The sequence below is a fragment of the Aequitasia blattaphilus genome (genome assembly GCF_024721305.1).
In the GTDB taxonomy this organism is placed as follows: domain Bacteria; phylum Bacillota; class Clostridia; order Lachnospirales; family Lachnospiraceae; genus Aequitasia; species Aequitasia blattaphila.
Window position 1 is genome coordinate 49,222 of record NZ_JAMXOD010000012.1, and the last position, 17,740, is coordinate 66,961.

Sequence of the window (17,740 nt, forward strand, 5' to 3'; positions counted from 1 at the left end):
GGAGGTCAATATGATTGAATTAAAAGATGTGAAGAAGGAGTATTCCAAAGGAATAGCAGCCTTAAATGGAGTGAATTTGAAAATTGAGCAAGGCGAATTTGTCTTCATAGTAGGTGACAGTGGTTCTGGGAAGTCTACTCTAATCCGACTGATTTTAAAAGAGTTGGAGCCAACATCAGGAACCATTATCGTAAACGGTCAAAATTTGAGTCGAATGAAGCATAGAAAGATACCGATGTACCGAAGAGGTATTGGAGTTGTATTTCAGGACTTCAGACTGTTAATGGATCGAAATATTTATGACAACATTGCATTTGCACAGCGTGTCACAGAAAAAAGTACAAGAATTATTAAGCAAAAAGTACCTGCGGCATTGTCTTTAGTAGGACTTGCACAGAAGTATAAAGCATTTCCGAAAGAGCTATCCGGTGGAGAGCAGCAAAGAGTTGCAATCGCAAGAGCAATTGTAAATGAGCCGGCGATTCTTTTGGCAGATGAGCCAACCGGAAACTTGGACCCGACAAACTCATGGGAAATCATGAAACTATTGGAAGAGGCTAACGAAAGAGGGACAACAGTCCTTGTTGTAACCCACAACCAGGAAATCGTGAACGAAATGAAAAAGCGAGTTATTACAATGAAAAAAGGTGTCATTGTAAGTGACGAGAAAAAAGGTGGTTATAAGCATGAAAATTAGTACAATGGGATATTGCTTGAGGCAGGGCTTTAAGAATATCAGACGTAATAAGATGTTCTCAATAGCATCTATCGCAACCATGGCGGCCTGCATCTTTTTGTTTGGTATCTTTTATTCGTTGGTAGTCAATTTCAATTATATCGTTGAAAAGGCTGAAGAGGGAGTGGCCATCACGGTATTCTTTGAAGATGATATAACACAATCTAAGAAGGATAGCATTGGAAAAGAGCTGGAAAAGCAAAGCGGAGTAAAAGAAATAAAGTATATCAGTGCAGATGAAGCATGGGAGAATTTCAAGGAACAATACTTCCAGGGAAACCCTGATTTGGCAGAAGGCTTCAAACAAGACAATCCACTTGCAAATTCGGATCATTACGAAGTCTATATGGAGGATGTGTCTCAGCAAAAAGCTGTTGTAGATGCAGCAGAGAAGCTGGATGGAGTACGTAAGGTAAACAAATCAGATGTCGTTGCAAAAACCTTAACAAGTGTGAATAGGCTTGTAGGATATGTATCCATTGCGATTATCGTAATACTACTTGCAGTTTCCATTTTCTTGATTAGTAACACCGTTACAATGGGTATTACGGTCAGAAGAGAAGAAATCGCAATTATGAAGTACATTGGAGCGAAAGATGGATTTGTACGAGCGCCTTTCGTAATTGAAGGTTTATTGATTGGTTTCATTGGTGCTATAATACCTTTAGCGTTACTTTACTTTGCATATGATAGAGTCATCCAATATGTAATGGCTAAATTTAGTTTATTGAATAATATTATTGCATTTTTACCTGTAACAGAGGTCTACAAAACGTTATTGCCGGTAGGACTGATACTGGGAGTTGGTATCGGGTTCTTAGGTAGTTCCTTTACAATTCGGAAACATTTAAAGGTTTAATAAGGGGGACATTTATGAAAACAGGGAGTAAGAAAATAGCATCAATAATTTTATCACTGATATTATGTTTCTCATTGGGAATCACGGCAAACGCCGATGAGATTTCCGAGGCAGAGCAAAAAGCAAAAGAGATAGAAAACCAAAAAAATGCAGCGGAGGAAGAGGCAGCAAGCCTTTCCGCAAATCTGCAGTCGATTATTGGGGAGATGGAAGCGACGCAGAAAAAAGTGCATGTTAAGCTAGAAGAAATTACACAGAAAGAATCAGAGCTTGGTGTGGCAAGAGCAAATGCAAATGAGCAGTATGAAGCAATGAAATTGCGAATCCGTTTCATGTATGAGTCTGGAAATGCACAGTTTGTAGAAGTTCTGGTAAACTCAAAAAATATTGGAGAGTTCTTAAATAACGCAGAATATATTAAGACTGTTTCAGAGTATGACAGAGACATGCTGACCCAGTATGAAAAAACTGTAAATGAAATGGAAAAACAGGAAGCAGACTTAAAAGCAGAGTATCAAGAACTGGAATCTTTACAGAGTTCCCTTGTTGAAAAGCAAGACAATGTTGAGAGTATGTTGAGTCAAAAGAACCAGGAAATAGGTTCTTTGGATACACAGCTAAAAGAGCAAAGTGATAAGCTTGCAAGCTTAAAGGAAGCAGCAGCGCAAGCGGCTCGAATGCAGCAGGAAAGAGAAAATGCAGCTTCGTCATCTGGAGGAGGCTCGGTGTATACACCTGGTGGTGGTACGGTTGTTTCAGGGAATGGACAATTTGCCCATCCTTTACCGGGAGCGCCTATTACGTGTCCTTTTGGATACCGGACAGATCCTATTGCAGGAGGAGGTCAAATGCATTTGGGAACAGACTTTGGAGCGTCTATGGGAACCCCTATATACGCCGCAGAAGCAGGTACCGTGACTTTGGCTGGCTATGATCCTTCCGCAGGAAACTGGATTATTATAAATCATGGAAATGGTTTGTTGACTTATTACATGCATGCAAGCGCGTTACATGTACAAGCAGGAGAAACCGTAGAAAGAGGACAGAATATTGCAGCAGTAGGAACGACTGGATATTCGACAGGGCCACATCTACATTTCCAGGTTATGGTAAATGGTTCAGCTGTTGATGCAACAAGTTATTTGTAGAAGGATGAAACGATGAAGAAAAATGAATTTTTAAAAGGGGCGCTTTGTGGCGCCCTTGTTATATTATTAGTATTGGGAGTTGTTTCCTGTGCGCCAATTTCAAACTTGATTAATAGACAAACAAAGAATGAGACTCTGGATGATGAGACAGAGAATACGGAAGTGTCTCAAGACGAAATTGATGAAAAATTGGATGTTTTAAAGGAGTATATTGATCGTTCTTATATTGGGGAAGTAGATGAAGAAGCTCTAAGAGATGGGATATATAAAGGATATATCAGTGGATTGAATGATCCCTACTCAGAATATTATAATGAGGAAGACACCAAGCAGATGTCTGAAAGTACATCGGGAGAGTATAGTGGAGTTGGAGCCGTTCTGACCCAGGATAAAAAGGATGGAAGAATTACAATTCTACGTGTTTATGATGATTCACCGGCTCAGGAATCTGGGATAAAGGATGGTGACATTCTTTTAACGGTGGGAGACCGGGAGCTGAATAGTAAAGACGATTTGGCAGAAGTGGTAACTCATATCAAAGGGGAAGAAGGAACTCCGGTTGAGCTTACTCTCTACCGCGAAGGCGAAACAGAAGATGTGGTGGTAACCGTTACAAGAAGGAAGATTGAAGCCCAGACGGTGGATTTTGAGATGAAGAATGATGGCGTGGGATATCTTTCAATCTCAGAGTTTAGTGATGTTACCTTGGAGCAATACAAGCATGCCTTAGATGAGTTGGAAAAGCAAGGTATGAAGAGCCTGATTGTGGATTTGAGAAACAACCCGGGGGGTGGTCTTCAAACGGTAAGCAATATCTTGGATCTTATGCTTCCAGAAGGACTCACAGTCTACATGGAAGATAAGTCGGGGAAAAAATCAGAACTAACATCTGATGAGGCGAATAAGTTTGAAAAGCCTTTGGTTGTTCTGGTAAATGGAAACAGTGCATCTGCGTCAGAGATTTATGCCGGAGCGATTCAGGACTATGGCAGTGGAACGATTATGGGGACGCAAACCTATGGAAAAGGTGTGGTACAGCAAATTTTTGATTTGAAAGACGGAACCAGCGTAAAACTGACCATTGCAGAATACTTTACACCTAAAGGAAGAAACATAGACGGTGAAGGGATTACGCCGGATAAAGTAGTTGAGTATGAAGCGGATGAAGAGAATCCGGATTACGACAATCAACTGGAGGAAGCAATCAATTATTTGAAGTAATTAAGAAAGGGGATGGATACAAATCTGTCGCCTTTCTTTTTTTTTGTGATTATGGTAAAATAAATCACAATGTGGCTTTTTAACAGAAAGGTGTGAAGGTATGAAAATTCTGATAAAAAAAGGACGGGTGGTTGACCCGAAAACGGATAAGGACGAGATTTCAGATGTTTTAATTCAAGATGGTATCATACAAAAAGTAGAAAAAAATATCGAAGAAAAAGCAGATCGAATCATAGATGCAGAAAATCGAATTGTTATGCCGGGATTTATTGATATGCATGTGCACTTACGAGATCCAGGACTTACTTACAAAGAAGATTTGAAAAGTGGTGGTTTGGCGGCTGCAAAAGGTGGAATTACAACGATGCTGGCTATGCCAAACACAAAACCGGTCATCGATACAAAAGACAAGGTGGAGGATGTTCACAGAAGAGCAAAAGAAGAGACAAAGGTCAATGTTATTCAGCTTGGTGCTGTGACTTATGGACAAGAAGGAAAAGAAGTTGCAGATATAAAAGGGATGGCACAAGCAGGCTGCAAAGGAATCAGCGAAGATGGGAAGTCTGTTATGGACTCTGCAGTATATCGTCAGGGAATGAAGCTTGCGAAAGAAAATGATTTATTGGTTCTTGCTCACTGTGAAGACATTAACCTCGTAGAAGGTGGCGTAATGAATGCCGATGAAACTGCGAAAAAAATGGGATTTAAGGGAATTACAAATGCTGTGGAAGATGTGATTGTGGCAAGAGATATTTTATTGGCAAAGGAAACAGGAGTAAGGCTGCATCTTTGCCATTGCTCCACGAAAGACAGTGTCCGCATGCTGGAAGAGGCAAAGAAGGATCATATTTGTGTAACTGCAGAAGTTTGCCCCCATCATTTTGTTTTGACGACAGAAGATATTAAAAGAGATGATGGGAACTTCAAAATGAATCCACCTCTTAGGACAAGGGAGGATGTGGATGCGCTGATAGAAGGATTGAAAAATGGAGCCATTGATGTGATTGCAACAGATCATGCTCCCCATAGCCAGGAAGAAAAGGAAAAATCCATTCAGGATGCCGCTTTTGGAATTGTAGGATTAGAAACCTGTGCAGCACTAACGTATACATATTTGGTACAGACAGGGAAGCTAACTCTTATGGAAATGGCAGACAAAATGAGTTATGCACCGGCCAAGATTCTAAATCTTGAAGGAAAAGGGTCTGTTTCGGAAGGAATGATTGGTGATTTGGTGATTTTCGATATTGAAAACACATATAAAATTGATAAAAGTACCTTTCAATCAAAGGGACACAACACGCCCTTTGATGGATATGAGGTGAAGGGTATGGTAACCCATACCATAATAGATGGAAATATTGTATACGAAGCAGGAGGAAGTAAAGCGTGATTAATCAGTTAGTGAAAAAAATTAAAGAGACAAAGGCTCCTATTGTGGTAGGATTAGACCCAATGATTTCCTTTATTCCAAAGCATATATTGGAGGAGGCAAAAGAGGTGTCAGAAGATCCCCTTGAGCAAATTGCCCATGGAATTTATGAGTATAATAAAGGGATTGTAGATCGGGTTTGGGATTTGATTCCGGCAGTAAAACCTCAGATTGCAATGTATGAACAATTTGGAGTACCAGGATTAGTAGCATTTAAAAAGACAGTAGATTATTGCAAGAAAAAAGGGTTGGTCGTAATTGGAGACATTAAAAGAGGAGATATTGGCTCGACCTCGGCAGCATATGCAGTGGGACATTTAGGAAAAATAGAATGGAACGGGAAAAAGATTGCACCTTTTGATGAAGATTTTGCAACGGTGAATCCTTATTTGGGATCAGATGGAATCAATCCCTTTATTGATATTTGCAAAGAGGAAAAGAAAGGAATCTTTGTGTTGGTTAAAACATCAAATCCATCCAGTGGAGAATTCCAGGACCAGCTCATAGACGGCAAACCATTGTATGAATTAGTGGGTGAAAAAGTTGCTGAATGGGGAGATGGTGCTATGGGAGATGATTATAGCTACGTAGGCGCAGTGGTAGGTGCTACTTATCCAGAGATGGGAAAAGTGTTAAGAAAAATTATGCCCAAAACATATATTTTAGTTCCTGGTTACGGAGCACAAGGAGGAAAGGGAAAAGATTTGGTTCACTTCTTTAATGAGGATGGATTAGGTGCAATTGTGAATTCTTCCAGAGGAATCATCGCGGCATATCAACAAGATGCTTATAAGCAGTTTGGCGAAAAAAATTATGCAGAGGCATCAAGGGCAGCAGTAGAAGATATGATTTTAGATATTAATCAGGCGCTAGAAGGAAGAAATTAAGATGAAAAGAAAAAAGGAAATCGCAAAAGTTCTCTCACAAAAAGAAATTGCAAAAGATATTTTTGACTTATGGATCGAATCACAGTCTGTTACAGCAGATGGGAAGGCAGGACAGTTTGTATCCCTTTATACCGGAGACGAAAGCAGACTTCTTCCAAGGCCAATTAGCATATGCGAAATTGATTCCGACAGAAACGCACTGCGTCTCGTATACCGGGTGACAGGAGAGCATACTGGGACAAAGATCTTCAGCAAAATGACAGAAGGGGACGAAATAGAGATACTAGGGCCATTGGGCAATGGATTCGACACCTCAATTCCGGAAGATGCAATTCTAATTGGAGGTGGTATTGGTATCCCTCCTATGCTGGAGCTTGCAAAGGAAAGAAGTGGTAAGAGCTATATTGTTACAGGGTTTAAAGACTCTACTTTCCTGATGGAAGATTTGCAAAGATGGGGAGAGGTTGCTATTGCTACAGAGGACGGCAGTGCAGGCACCAAAGGAACTGTTTTAGATGCAATCAGAGACAATGGTATTAAAGCGGATGTCCTCTATGCCTGCGGTCCAACACCTATGTTAAAAGCCGTAAAAGAGTACGCGAAAGAAGAAGGAATCGAAAAGGTTTATTTGTCTTTGGAAGAAAAAATGGCATGTGGAGTTGGGGCTTGCTTAGCATGTGTATGCAAGTCAAAGGAAGTAGATAGCCACACTCATGTAAAGAACAAAAGGGTCTGTAAAGAAGGACCTGTATTTTCGGCGTGGGAGGTGGAATTTTGATGAATACGAAAGTAAGTATAGCAGGCGTGGAGCTTAAAAATCCAGTGATGAGTGCTTCCGGAACCTTCGGGTCGGGAGAAGAATATTCGGAGTTTGTTGATTTAAACCAACTGGGAGCCGTTGTAACTAAAGGGGTGGCAAACGTGCCATGGGAAGGGAATCCTACCCCAAGAATTGCAGAAACAAGAAGCGGCATGCTCAATGCGATTGGATTACAGAATCCTGGAATCGATGTGTTTTGTAAAAGGGACTTACCCTTTTTAAAGCAATTTGATACAAAAATAATTGTGAATGTATGTGGAAGAACAACAAAGGACTATATGGAAGTGGTAGAACGCTTAGGTGATGAGGCCGTTGATTTGTTAGAGATAAATGTCTCTTGTCCCAATGTAAAGCACGGAGGAATTGCTTTTGGTCAGGATCCAAAATGCTTATTGGAAGTGACCCGGGAGATTAAACGGGTTGCCAAGCAGCCAATCATCATTAAATTAAGTCCCAATGTAACCGATATTGCAGAGATGGCAAAAACAGCAGAGGCTGGAGGTGCAGATTGTGTCTCGTTGATTAACACTTTGCTGGGAATGAAAATTGATATTTACAAACAAAGCTTTAGTCTTGCAAATCGAACGGGAGGATTATCAGGTCCAGGAATTAAACCCGTGGCTTTGCGTATGGTTCACCAGGTTGCAAATGCTGTTACGATACCGGTTATTGGAATGGGGGGCATTACATCTTGGGAAGATGGTGTGGAATTTTTGCTGGCAGGAGCAACGGGTATTGCAGTTGGGACGGCAAATTTTAACGATCCAACATCGATGATAAAAATAAAAAATGGAATAGAAGAATATCTAAAGACAATGAATTTCGACAATGTAGCAGATATCATTGGATTAGTGAAATAGGAGATTAGAATGGAACAGTACAAAAAAGAGTTTATTGAGTTTATGATTGATTGTGAAGTTTTAAAATTTGGAGACTTTGTGACGAAAAGCGGAAGAAACACACCATTTTTTGTTAATACAGGTTTCTATCGTACCGGAAGTCAGCTGAGGAAGCTGGGTGAATTTTATGCAAAGGCAATTGAAGGCAAATTTGGATTTGAATTTGATATTCTGTTTGGACCAGCTTACAAAGGTATTCCCCTAAGTGTTGCAGCTACGATGGCAATTAGTGAACAGTATAACAAAGACATTGGATATTGCTCAAATAGAAAAGAAGTAAAAGACCATGGTGATACAGGAATTTTACTTGGAAGTCCGATTCAGGCAGGAGATAAGGTGGTCATCATAGAAGATGTTACAACAGCAGGAACTTCTATTGGTGAAACATTACCGATTATTAACCAGACAAAGGATGTATCGGTTCTTGGGCTTGTAGTATCGGTGGATCGCATGGAAAGAGGACAAGGAGAAAAAAGTGCTCTGTCAGAAATTGAAGAAAAATACGGTTTAAAAACAACGGCTATTGTCACCATGGAAGAGGTCGTAGAGCATCTATACAATAAACCTTACAAAGGAAACGTAATTATTGATGACCAGCTAAAAGAAGCAATTGATGCTTATTATGAAATTTACGGTGTGAAATAAAGAAGGTGTAAAATTGAAATCAAAGAAAAATACTTGGATTCGGGCGCTTGGAAAAGTACTCTTTATTCTGTATGTGTCTTTTATTATATATTTTCTCCTTTTTTCAGATCTTTATGGACGAGTACATACAGACGGATATAGCTATAATTTTATTCCTTTAAAAGAGATAAAACGATTCTGGATTTATCGTAACGAATTAGGGTTTTATGCTACGTTTACGAATCTTGCAGGTAACATTTTGATTTTTTTACCTTTTGGTTTTTTTCTTCCAATGGCAAGCAGATACAGAAGTTTTTTGATAACGTTGCTTTATAGCTTTTTGCTGAGTCTTTGCATTGAAACTTTGCAATTATTAACGATGATTGGAAGCTTTGATGTAGATGATTTGATGCTAAACACCCTTGGAGGCATGCTGGGATATTTGATCTATGCTGTAATATCTTTTTTTAGGAGGAACCATGTTTACAAGAAAAAGTAAAAAAGAGAAAAAATTAGTCCGTACCAAATTTGGGCAGGAAAAAATAGGACACGCCAGAGGAGGGCTGAAATCAATGATTTTGGCCGTCCTTGTTCTTGTTATGCTCTTGCTTCTTTTGCTGGCTGCTTTCATGAACGAGGGAAGAATCAGTCTTTATGCAGGACTTTTATGTATTGTTATGGGATATATGGATATAAAAGGTATTTATTATGGTGTTCTGGGATTTAAAGAAAGAAATAAGAGATATTTTTGGTGCAAGGCAGGTATTGGAGCGAACAGCGGTATACTCCTTTGCCTGGTACTTCTCTTTATAAGGGGGTTGATATAAGATGTACGAAGAACGTTATCGAATCGCAAAAGAAAGATTACTTGAAATAAAAGAACATTCAGAGACAAGAGAACAATACAAAGAGTATTTCTCGAAGCTGTGCAGCTTTTTGCTGAAACTGGATGAGATTTGTGTGCTGGTTATAAAGAATCAATATAAAAATCTGAGTCAGGAAGCAAAGGTGGCTGACAATGATATGCTTTATAGAGACCTTTTAAAAGAAAATTATGAGAAGTGCTATGGAAATCCATCTTATAGCAAGGCGTGTTTTGGAGAAGAATTACAGAAAGCAATGACTTTTTTATATCATGAAGTCAGACGAGGCATTTCATGTGCATTTCATGGGAAAAATGAAGAGCTGTTGATTAGAATGGAGCTTTTTTTAGAGATATACTCCTTGTTTTCCTGGCATGAAGAAGATTATGAAAAACTAAAAGATATTCTTTACTGGTACGAAAAGGATTACTGTGAAATTTTTGTTCGGGAAAGAGTTGAGAATCAGCTGCTGCCTGACAAAGGGAAGGCAATGGAGATTGTAGAAGGGGTAGCGTCGGGAGAATTAGAAGCCTTATATTTATATGGAGAGTATATAGGAGAAAATGAAAGAAAGGTTGCCGAATTTTTACAGCAGCAAGATGAAGAAGTCATTAGCAGAATGGCTGAGAGCTATGTGGAAGGATTCCGGAAGGGATTTGAGTTGGGAAGGAAGGATTTATCCATCAAAGACCGGGTGAATATTCGCTATCCGATTGGTTTTGAACGAGTGGTTTCAAGGGCAGTGGATAAATTTAAGAAAATGGGATTAAAATCTATCCTGTTATACAGCGGAAGCCGGACAAATCCTCAGTACGATTTTGATCACAAGGAGGACGGAGCCCTTGTTATGGACAGAGCCTATAAGAATCGTGAGCTAGAGGTACTAGAGGGAAGCTATGGGGCTTTAAAGGAAGAAGCGAGGCTCTTAGCCGGTCCAGCTGTTATTGAAACCTTTGGTGAGGAACCCTTTGAACCAAGTCAAAAAGAGAGTGCTATCCGATATACAAAAGAGCAGGAAATGCTGAAAATCGAATACGATATGAAGGCAAGACAGGTGGTCAATCGATTTGTTCCAGGAGAAGAAAGAAGCTTTACAATTGTTGCTTATCCAATACCAGAAATTGGAAAAGACTTTCAGGAAATATTTTCAGAGATTATTAAAATAAACACTTTGGATTACGATGTATATCTGGAACTACAGCAAAGAATTATTGATGTATTGGATTTGGGAGACTACGTTCATGTTTTGGGGTGCGGAGAGAATCAGACAGATATTAAAATTAAGTTATACGAGCTGGAAAACGAGGAGCAAACAAGCTTTGAAAATTGTGTTGCTGATGTGAATATCCCGGTGGGAGAGGTCTTTACCAGTCCGGTTTTGGAAGGAACCCAAGGAAAGCTTCATGTTAAAAAAGCGTATTTAAACGGTTTATTGTTTAAAGAATTAATCCTAAGCTTTGAAGATGGAAAAGTAGTGGATTATAGCTGTGAAAATTTTGAGACTAAGGAAGATAACCAGAAGTTTATTGAAAGCAATTTGTTCCACTATAAAGAACATCTCCCTATGGGGGAGTTTGCTATTGGAACAAACACATTGGCCTATAAGATGGCACGAAAATATGAAATAGAAGATAAGCTTCCAGTTCTTATTGCAGAAAAAACAGGGACACATTTTGCAATTGGTGATACGTGTTATAGCTGGAGCGAGGACGTAAGGGTCTTTAATCCAAATGGAAAAGAAATCGTGGCAAAGGAGAACAGCATCTCAAAAAATCGAAAGGATGATGTGAAAAATGCGTACTACAATCTCCACACAGATATCACGATTCCCTACGATGAACTAGGTGGAATTAAAGTTTATAAAAAGAATCAAGAAAGTGTTGATATATTCAGAGAAGGTGAATTTGTGCTGCCAAATATGGAGATTCTAAATACTCCATTGAAAAAGTAGGGCAAATAAGATATTATTTATTAGATGGTAAAGAAAAGTTTTACAGGAAAAAGGAGATAAAAAATGCCAAAAGTAGGAATAGTCATGGGCAGCGATTCAGACATGAAGACAATGTCAAAGGCTGCAGATATGTTGGAAAAGCTAGGTGTAGAATATGAAATGACCGTAATTTCCGCGCACCGTATGCCGGATGTGTTTTTTGATTATGCAAAATCTGCTGAAGAGAAAGATTTTAAAGTTATTATTGCCGGAGCGGGAATGGCAGCTCATTTACCGGGGATGTGTGCAGCAATTTTTCCGTTGCCGGTTATAGGAGTACCTTTATCTTCAAAGAATTTGGATGGAGTCGATGCTCTGTATTCGATCGTACAGATGCCACCGGGAATTCCAGTTGCCACAGTAGCAATTGATGGAGCGGCAAATGCAGGGATTTTGGCGGCGAAAATTTTATCTGTTTCTAATCCAGAGCTTTTAGAGCGTTTAAAAGAGTACTCCAAAGAAATGAAAGATGCTGTTTCTAAGAAAGCGGAGAAGTTGGATCAAGTAGGTTATAAAAGATACATAGAGGAAATGTAAAAGGAGAAGTTATGGATTATAAAAAGGCAGGAGTCGACATAGAAGCAGGATATCAATCGGTAGAACTTATGAAGAAGCATGTAAAGGAAACCATGCGTAAAGAAGTGCTCACAAATATCGGAGGGTTCTCAGGTGCATTTTCAATGGAAGCATTCAAGAACATGGAAAAACCAACATTGGTATCTGGTACAGACGGCGTGGGTACAAAGTTAAAATTGGCATTTTTGATGGATAAGCATGACACCATTGGTGTTGATTGTGTTGCAATGTGCGTGAATGATATAGCGTGTGCTGGAGGAGAACCATTATTCTTCTTGGATTACATTGCATGCGGGAAAAACTTCCCGGAAAAAATTGCAACAATCGTTAGTGGTGTTGCTGATGGATGTAAACAATCAAATGCAGCCTTAATCGGTGGAGAAACTGCTGAAATGCCTGGGTTTTATCCAGAGGATGAATATGATTTAGCTGGTTTTGCAGTTGGTGTGGTAGATGAAAAAGATTTGATTACAGGAAAAACAATAGCAGAAGGTGATGTGTTAATTGGAATTGCTTCATCTGGTGTCCACAGTAATGGTTTTTCTCTTGTGAGAAGTATTTTTGATATGACAAAAGAGTCTTTGAATACTTACTATGACCAGTTGGGATCTACTTTAGGAGAAGCGTTGATAGCGCCAACAAAGATTTATGTAAAAGCATTGCGCGCAGTAAAAGAGGCGGGCGTAACAATTAAAGGATGCAGCCACATTACAGGTGGTGGCTTTTACGAAAATATTCCCCGGATGCTGCCGGAAGGAGTTCACGCTGTTGTTGAAAAGAATAGTTATGAAATTCCGGCTATTTTTAAACTTCTTATGGAAAAAGGCCAAGTAAAGGAAGAGGATATGTATAACACCTTTAACATGGGTATCGGTATGATGCTGGCAATTTCCCCAGAAGATAAAGAAAAAACAATTGCAGCATTAAAGGCTTCTGGTGAAGAGGTATTTGTAGTTGGAAAAGTGCAAAACGGAGACAAAGGGGTTACGCTATGCTAAAAATAGTAGTATTGGTTTCTGGTGGAGGAACGAATCTACAGGCGATTATTGATCAAATTGATGAAGGAAAAATTACAAACACAGAGATAGCAGGAGTTATCAGCAACAATAAAAATGCTTATGCATTGACCCGTGCTAAAAATCATGGGATTAATCATGTATGTGTTTCTCCAAAGGATTATGCAACACGGGATGAATTCAATCAGGAATTTTTGAAAACTATGGATGATATGAATCCGGATTTGGTTATATTGGCTGGTTTTTTAGTGGTGATTCCTCCTCAAATGATTCAGAAGTACGAGAATCGTATTATCAATATTCACCCATCTTTGATTCCATCCTTTGCAGGAAAAGGCTTTTATGGTTTAAAAGTGCATGAAAAAGCGTTGGAGCGAGGAGTTAAAGTAGTAGGTGCGACGGTCCATTTTGTGGATGAAGGAACGGATACAGGGCCAATTATTTTGCAGAAGGCTGTGGAAGTAAAGCAAGGTGACACTCCGGAAGTCCTTCAGCAAAGGGTAATGGAAGAGGCAGAGTGGGTTATTTTACCAAGAGCCATTGATTTGATTGCAAATGGGAAAGTGAAGATAAAAGACGGCAAAGTGTGGATTCAGGAGTAAAGGAGATTGGGATGAAAGTATTAATTGTAGGCGGCGGAGGCAGAGAACATGCAATCGCTTATTGTGTCAATAAAAGTAGTCAGGTAGATAAATTATACTGTGTTCCGGGAAATGCAGGAATTGCCGAATATGCAATATGTGAGCCAATTGGTGCGATGGAATTTGATAAGATACTTGCTTTTGCAAAAGAGAAAGAAATTGATCTTGTGATTGTAGGAATGGATGACCCATTGGTAGGTGGTTTAGTAGACGTATTGGAAGATGCAGGAATTAAGACATTCGGTCCAAGAAGAAACGCTGCAATCTTAGAGGGGTCAAAGGCCTTTTCAAAAGATTTGATGAAAAAGTACAATATTCCTACAGCTGGATACGAAAACTTTACAGATGCAAAAAAAGCATATGCGTATCTGGAAACAGCGAAATTCCCTATCGTATTAAAGGCAGACGGTCTTGCCCTTGGGAAAGGGGTTTTGATTTGCCAGACATTGGAAGAAGCAAAAGCTGGTGTAAAGGAAATTATGGAGGATAAAAAATTCGGAGATGCCGGAAATGAAATGGTTATTGAAGAGTTTATGACTGGAAGAGAAGTTTCAGTCTTGTCCTTTGTGGATGGAAATACAATTAAAACCATGAGTTCGGCTCAGGATCATAAGAGAGCAGGAGATGGGGATACAGGATTGAATACAGGAGGAATGGGAACATTTTGTCCAAGTCCGTTCTATACCAAAGAAGTAGAAGAGTTCTGCAACCAGTACGTCTATCAGGCAACTGTGGATGCTATGAAGGCAGAAGGGAGACCTTTTAAAGGAGTTATTTTCTTTGGTTTGATGCTGACTCCAGAAGGGGTAAAAGTTTTAGAGTATAATGCAAGATTTGGAGATCCGGAAGCCCAGGTTGTTCTGCCACGAATGAAAAATGATATTGTTGATGTAATGATGGCTTGCATTAACGGAACATTAGATCAAATTGATTTGGAGTTTGAAGACAATGCTGCCGTATGCGTTGTGCTGGCATCAGACGGATATCCGGTTTCCTACGAAAAAGGCTTTGAGATTACAGGGCTGGATGAATTCAAAAAACAGGAAGGATATTACTGTTTCCATGCAGGAACTTCCTTTGACAATGGAAAAATTGTCACAAATGGTGGAAGGGTTCTTGGTGTTACTGCAAAAGGTGCAAACCTGAAAGAAGCCCGGGAGAATGCCTATAAAGCAACAGAGTGGGTGAAATTTGAGAATAAATATATGCGGAAGGATATTGGAAAAGCAATCGATGAAGCATAAAAAATAGCAAAGATGTCATAAAACCTCCTATTTAAAATAGAAAAGTTTTGTGACATCTTTTTTGAATGAGGTTTAGAAATTACCGGTTTCTTCCATGTAGCGGTCTATGAGCTCGAGGCGTTTTTCGATACCTTCTACTTTACGGCTGATGGCGTCCAATAGAATTTCTGTGACAAACTGAGCACCAACTAGAGAATTGAAAAAAGTGTCACCATCACAAGGAGCACGTAATAAATGGGTTGCATAACTTGCAAGGGAGGCACTGGGTTTGTCGGTGATAACAATGATTTTTGCACCAATATCATAAGCCATTTGTACCGCTAATTTGTCCGTTAATGAATAACGGGGAAAGCTAAAGGCAATTACACAGTCCTCTTTTGAAATATTACTTAAACAGTCCAAAGAACCTGCAGAAGGAGACATTGTCCCTTCGACACCGGGCAGCATATGTTTTAAGTAAAGAAGAGAAAAGTCACCCAGGCCAGTATTTCCTCGGGAGGCAACGATGTATTTTCTATTGCATGCAATGATATCATCAGCAGCTTTTTCAATAATGGCAGCTGTATTTTCGGCAAAAACATTTTCCAAATTACGTAAAGTGTTTTTAAAGTGATTCGGAATATAGGCCGTATCAGCACCGTGTTTTGATCTTTCAATAATTCTTTGAGCCGGATTCGTAATCGAGTTGGAAATACTGGACACTCTCTTTTGGTAGTCCGTTCTTAAAAACTTTTGGAAATCGCTGTATCCGGCGAAACCAAGAGAGCGGCTAAAACGAATAACCGAGGACTCGCTGACGCCTAATTTTAAAGCAATTTCCGTAGAGGTCATAAAGCAGGCTTTTCCAGAATGATCTAAAATAAATTCGGAAATCACATTTTGTGTTTTGGTTAGATTAGCTTTGTTAATTAATTCTCTTAATGCACTCATAATTCATACTCCTATAATAAACCGGTTTCGGTTTATGATTGTTAGAAAAACATCAAATTGTCAGATTTGTTAATTTTGTAACTATCATTGATAAATATAATGATTTGTGATAGTCTAATTATACAACAAATGAATGTTATTATTCAAGAGGAAACGGAAAAGAATAATAATCGTCATCAATAATGAAACTTTATCATTAGGAGGGAAAAAAAGTGAAAGTTGGATGCGTAAAAGAAATTAAAAACAAAGAATTTCGAGTAGGTTTAACACCAGATGCAGTGAAGGGCTATGTAAATGCCGGTCATGATGTGCTTGTTGAAAAAAGTCTTGGTTTAGGTTCAGGATTTACAGATGATGAGTATGTTGCAGCAGGTGCGAAGCTTGCAGATACCGCAAAAGAAGTATGGGATAGTGTCGATATGATGGTAAAGGTTAAAGAGCCATTACCAGAGGAATATCAATTCTTTAGAGAAGACTTAATACTTTATACTTATTTACATCTTGCAGCAGATAAAGCTCAAACAGATGCACTTTTACAGTCAAAGGTCAAGGGAGTTGCATATGAGACTTTAATTGACCGGGCGGGAACCATTCCACTTTTAGCACCAATGAGTCAGATAGCAGGAAGATTGAGTGTACAGGAAGGTGCAAAATATCTTGAAAAAATATTTGGTGGTGCAGGAGTACTTCTATCGGGTGTTCCAGGAACGAAAAAAGGAAAAGTCGTAATCCTTGGCGGTGGAGCAGTAGGAACAAATGCATGTAAGATTGCAGTAGGAATGGGAGCAGATGTAACTATTCTTGATATTAATCTTCATAGACTATCCTATCTGGATGATATTTTTGGAGCAAGAATTCAGACGATGGTGTCTACAGATGCAAATATTGAGAATGAGGTAAAGGATGCAGACGTTGTTATTGGTGCAGTACTGATACCAGGAAAAGCAGCTCCTAAGATTTTCAAAAAGAAATATTTGAAAGAGATGAAGCCGGGAGCAGTCTTTGTAGATGTTGCAGTTGACCAGGGTGGTTGTGGTGAGACGACAAGAGTAACCTATCATGATGATCCGATTTTTGAAGTAGATGGAATCGTTCATTACTGTGTTGGAAATATGCCTGGTGCAGTTCCACGAACATCTACAATAGCATTGAACAATGCAACACTTTCTTATGGACTTAAGATTGCGAACTTGGGTCTGGAGGGTGCATGTGCTCAGGATGATACAATTTATTCTGCAATTAATACTTACAAAGGAAAACTTACTCACAAAGGCGTGGCAGAAAGCTTTGGCGATTATGAGTATGTCGATATTAAAACATTGGTATAGTGTATAATGAGGAAAACTGTCACAAGATTTGTGGCAGTTTTTTATTGCAATTATCTAAAACTTTTCTAAAGAGGTAAGGGAATTCTTGAAACAAGATGGGAAGGTGTGTTATATTATCACTATAACAAAAGAAAGAGGGTGTTTTTGTGATTCTTAAGATAGATTTTGATAGTGAGGAAGCCATCTATATACAGTTGCGTAATCAGATTATCATTGGAATAGCATATCAGTCCGTTAAGGAAGGAGACTCCCTTCCCTCTGTTCGTCAACTTGCGAATACCCTTGGAATTAATATGCACACGGTAAATAAGGCTTATTCCGTTCTTCGGGAAGAAGGTTATATTGGGTTGGACCGACGGAAAGGAGCCTATGTAAGGGTGAATGAAGATAAGGAGAAGATACTTTCGGAAATCAAAAATAATATGCGTATTTTGATTGCAAAGAGCAGATGTAAAAATGTTTCGAAGGAAGATATCTATCAGTTGATTGATGAAGTATTTCAGGAATTTCAATAGGAGGAATTAGG

Annotated in this window: 19 protein-coding genes; 18 read left to right on the top strand and 1 reads right to left on the bottom strand. The window is 39.1% G+C overall.

Annotation, left to right across the window (positions count from 1 at the left end):
* Positions 1-10 precede the first annotated feature (10 nt).
* The 16 genes from ftsE (at position 11) to purD (ending at position 14,956) form a co-directional block, all read left to right on the top strand.
* A complete protein-coding gene (gene ftsE / locus NHH15_RS09425; RefSeq protein ID WP_262066413.1) occupies positions 11-697 on the top strand; it encodes a cell division ATP-binding protein FtsE in 687 nt (228 codons plus the stop codon).
* Positions 687-1,595 carry a permease-like cell division protein FtsX gene (gene ftsX / locus NHH15_RS09430; protein ID WP_262066414.1) on the top strand — a complete coding sequence of 303 codons (909 nt, stop codon included), beginning with the start codon at positions 687-689 and terminating at the stop codon, positions 1,593-1,595. Before ftsE ends, ftsX begins: the two co-directional genes overlap by 11 nt.
* A gap of 14 nt (positions 1,596-1,609) precedes the next feature.
* Positions 1,610-2,743, top strand: a complete 1,134-nt coding sequence (locus tag NHH15_RS09435; protein WP_262066415.1) for a murein hydrolase activator EnvC family protein — start codon at positions 1,610-1,612, stop codon at positions 2,741-2,743.
* Between the two features lie 12 nt (positions 2,744-2,755).
* Positions 2,756-3,964 (top strand): S41 family peptidase, encoded by a 1,209-nt coding sequence (locus NHH15_RS09440; RefSeq protein WP_262066416.1) that lies wholly within the window; start codon positions 2,756-2,758, stop codon positions 3,962-3,964.
* A gap of 100 nt (positions 3,965-4,064) precedes the next feature.
* Entirely contained in the window at positions 4,065-5,357 is a 1,293-nt protein-coding gene (locus NHH15_RS09445; protein ID WP_262066417.1) for a dihydroorotase, read from the top strand.
* Positions 5,354-6,283 carry an orotidine-5'-phosphate decarboxylase gene (gene pyrF, locus NHH15_RS09450; RefSeq protein WP_262066418.1) on the top strand — a complete coding sequence of 310 codons (930 nt, stop codon included), beginning with the start codon at positions 5,354-5,356 and terminating at the stop codon, positions 6,281-6,283. The genes NHH15_RS09445 and pyrF overlap by 4 nt, the downstream gene beginning before the upstream one ends.
* 1 nt (position 6,284) lies before the next feature.
* Complete coding sequence (locus tag NHH15_RS09455) at positions 6,285-7,061, top strand: dihydroorotate dehydrogenase electron transfer subunit (RefSeq protein ID WP_262066419.1); 777 nt, start codon at positions 6,285-6,287, stop codon at positions 7,059-7,061.
* On the top strand, positions 7,061-7,963 hold the full coding sequence (locus NHH15_RS09460) for a dihydroorotate dehydrogenase (RefSeq protein WP_262066420.1): 903 nt from the start codon (positions 7,061-7,063) through the stop codon (positions 7,961-7,963). The genes NHH15_RS09455 and NHH15_RS09460 overlap by 1 nt, the downstream gene beginning before the upstream one ends.
* A 9-nt stretch (positions 7,964-7,972) precedes the next feature.
* Complete coding sequence (gene pyrE, locus NHH15_RS09465; RefSeq protein ID WP_262066421.1) at positions 7,973-8,647, top strand: orotate phosphoribosyltransferase; 675 nt, start codon at positions 7,973-7,975, stop codon at positions 8,645-8,647.
* Positions 8,648-8,660: 13 nt separating this feature from the next.
* On the top strand, positions 8,661-9,125 hold the full coding sequence (locus tag NHH15_RS09470; RefSeq protein WP_262066422.1) for a VanZ family protein: 465 nt from the start codon (positions 8,661-8,663) through the stop codon (positions 9,123-9,125).
* Positions 9,106-9,453 (top strand): DUF6142 family protein, encoded by a 348-nt coding sequence (locus NHH15_RS09475; protein WP_262066423.1) that lies wholly within the window; start codon positions 9,106-9,108, stop codon positions 9,451-9,453. The genes NHH15_RS09470 and NHH15_RS09475 overlap by 20 nt, the downstream gene beginning before the upstream one ends.
* A gap of 1 nt (position 9,454) precedes the next feature.
* Complete coding sequence (locus NHH15_RS09480; protein WP_262066424.1) at positions 9,455-11,440, top strand: aminopeptidase; 1,986 nt, start codon at positions 9,455-9,457, stop codon at positions 11,438-11,440.
* Between the two features lie 63 nt (positions 11,441-11,503).
* Positions 11,504-12,016: a 5-(carboxyamino)imidazole ribonucleotide mutase gene (gene purE / locus NHH15_RS09485; protein WP_262066425.1), complete on the top strand. Its 513-nt coding sequence runs from the start codon at positions 11,504-11,506 to the stop codon at positions 12,014-12,016.
* A gap of 11 nt (positions 12,017-12,027) precedes the next feature.
* On the top strand, positions 12,028-13,053 hold the full coding sequence (gene purM / locus NHH15_RS09490; protein ID WP_262066426.1) for a phosphoribosylformylglycinamidine cyclo-ligase: 1,026 nt from the start codon (positions 12,028-12,030) through the stop codon (positions 13,051-13,053).
* A complete protein-coding gene (gene purN, locus NHH15_RS09495) occupies positions 13,047-13,673 on the top strand; it encodes a phosphoribosylglycinamide formyltransferase (protein WP_262066427.1) in 627 nt (208 codons plus the stop codon). The genes purM and purN overlap by 7 nt, the downstream gene beginning before the upstream one ends.
* Before the next feature lie 11 nt (positions 13,674-13,684).
* On the top strand, positions 13,685-14,956 hold the full coding sequence (gene purD, locus NHH15_RS09500) for a phosphoribosylamine--glycine ligase (RefSeq protein ID WP_262066428.1): 1,272 nt from the start codon (positions 13,685-13,687) through the stop codon (positions 14,954-14,956).
* 72 nt (positions 14,957-15,028) lie between these two features.
* On the opposite strand, the gene NHH15_RS09505 is transcribed toward purD, so the two are convergent.
* Positions 15,029-15,886, bottom strand: a complete 858-nt coding sequence (locus tag NHH15_RS09505; protein WP_262066429.1) for a MurR/RpiR family transcriptional regulator — start codon at positions 15,884-15,886, stop codon at positions 15,029-15,031.
* 212 nt (positions 15,887-16,098) lie between these two features.
* Here NHH15_RS09505 and ald point away from each other — a divergent pair, with 212 nt between their 5' ends.
* Both ald and NHH15_RS09515 read left to right on the top strand, forming a co-directional pair.
* Complete coding sequence (gene ald / locus NHH15_RS09510; protein ID WP_262066430.1) at positions 16,099-17,214, top strand: alanine dehydrogenase; 1,116 nt, start codon at positions 16,099-16,101, stop codon at positions 17,212-17,214.
* A 146-nt stretch (positions 17,215-17,360) separates the two neighbouring features.
* Positions 17,361-17,729 carry a GntR family transcriptional regulator gene (locus NHH15_RS09515; protein WP_262066431.1) on the top strand — a complete coding sequence of 123 codons (369 nt, stop codon included), beginning with the start codon at positions 17,361-17,363 and terminating at the stop codon, positions 17,727-17,729.
* The last annotated feature ends 11 nt before the right edge of the window (positions 17,730-17,740 follow it).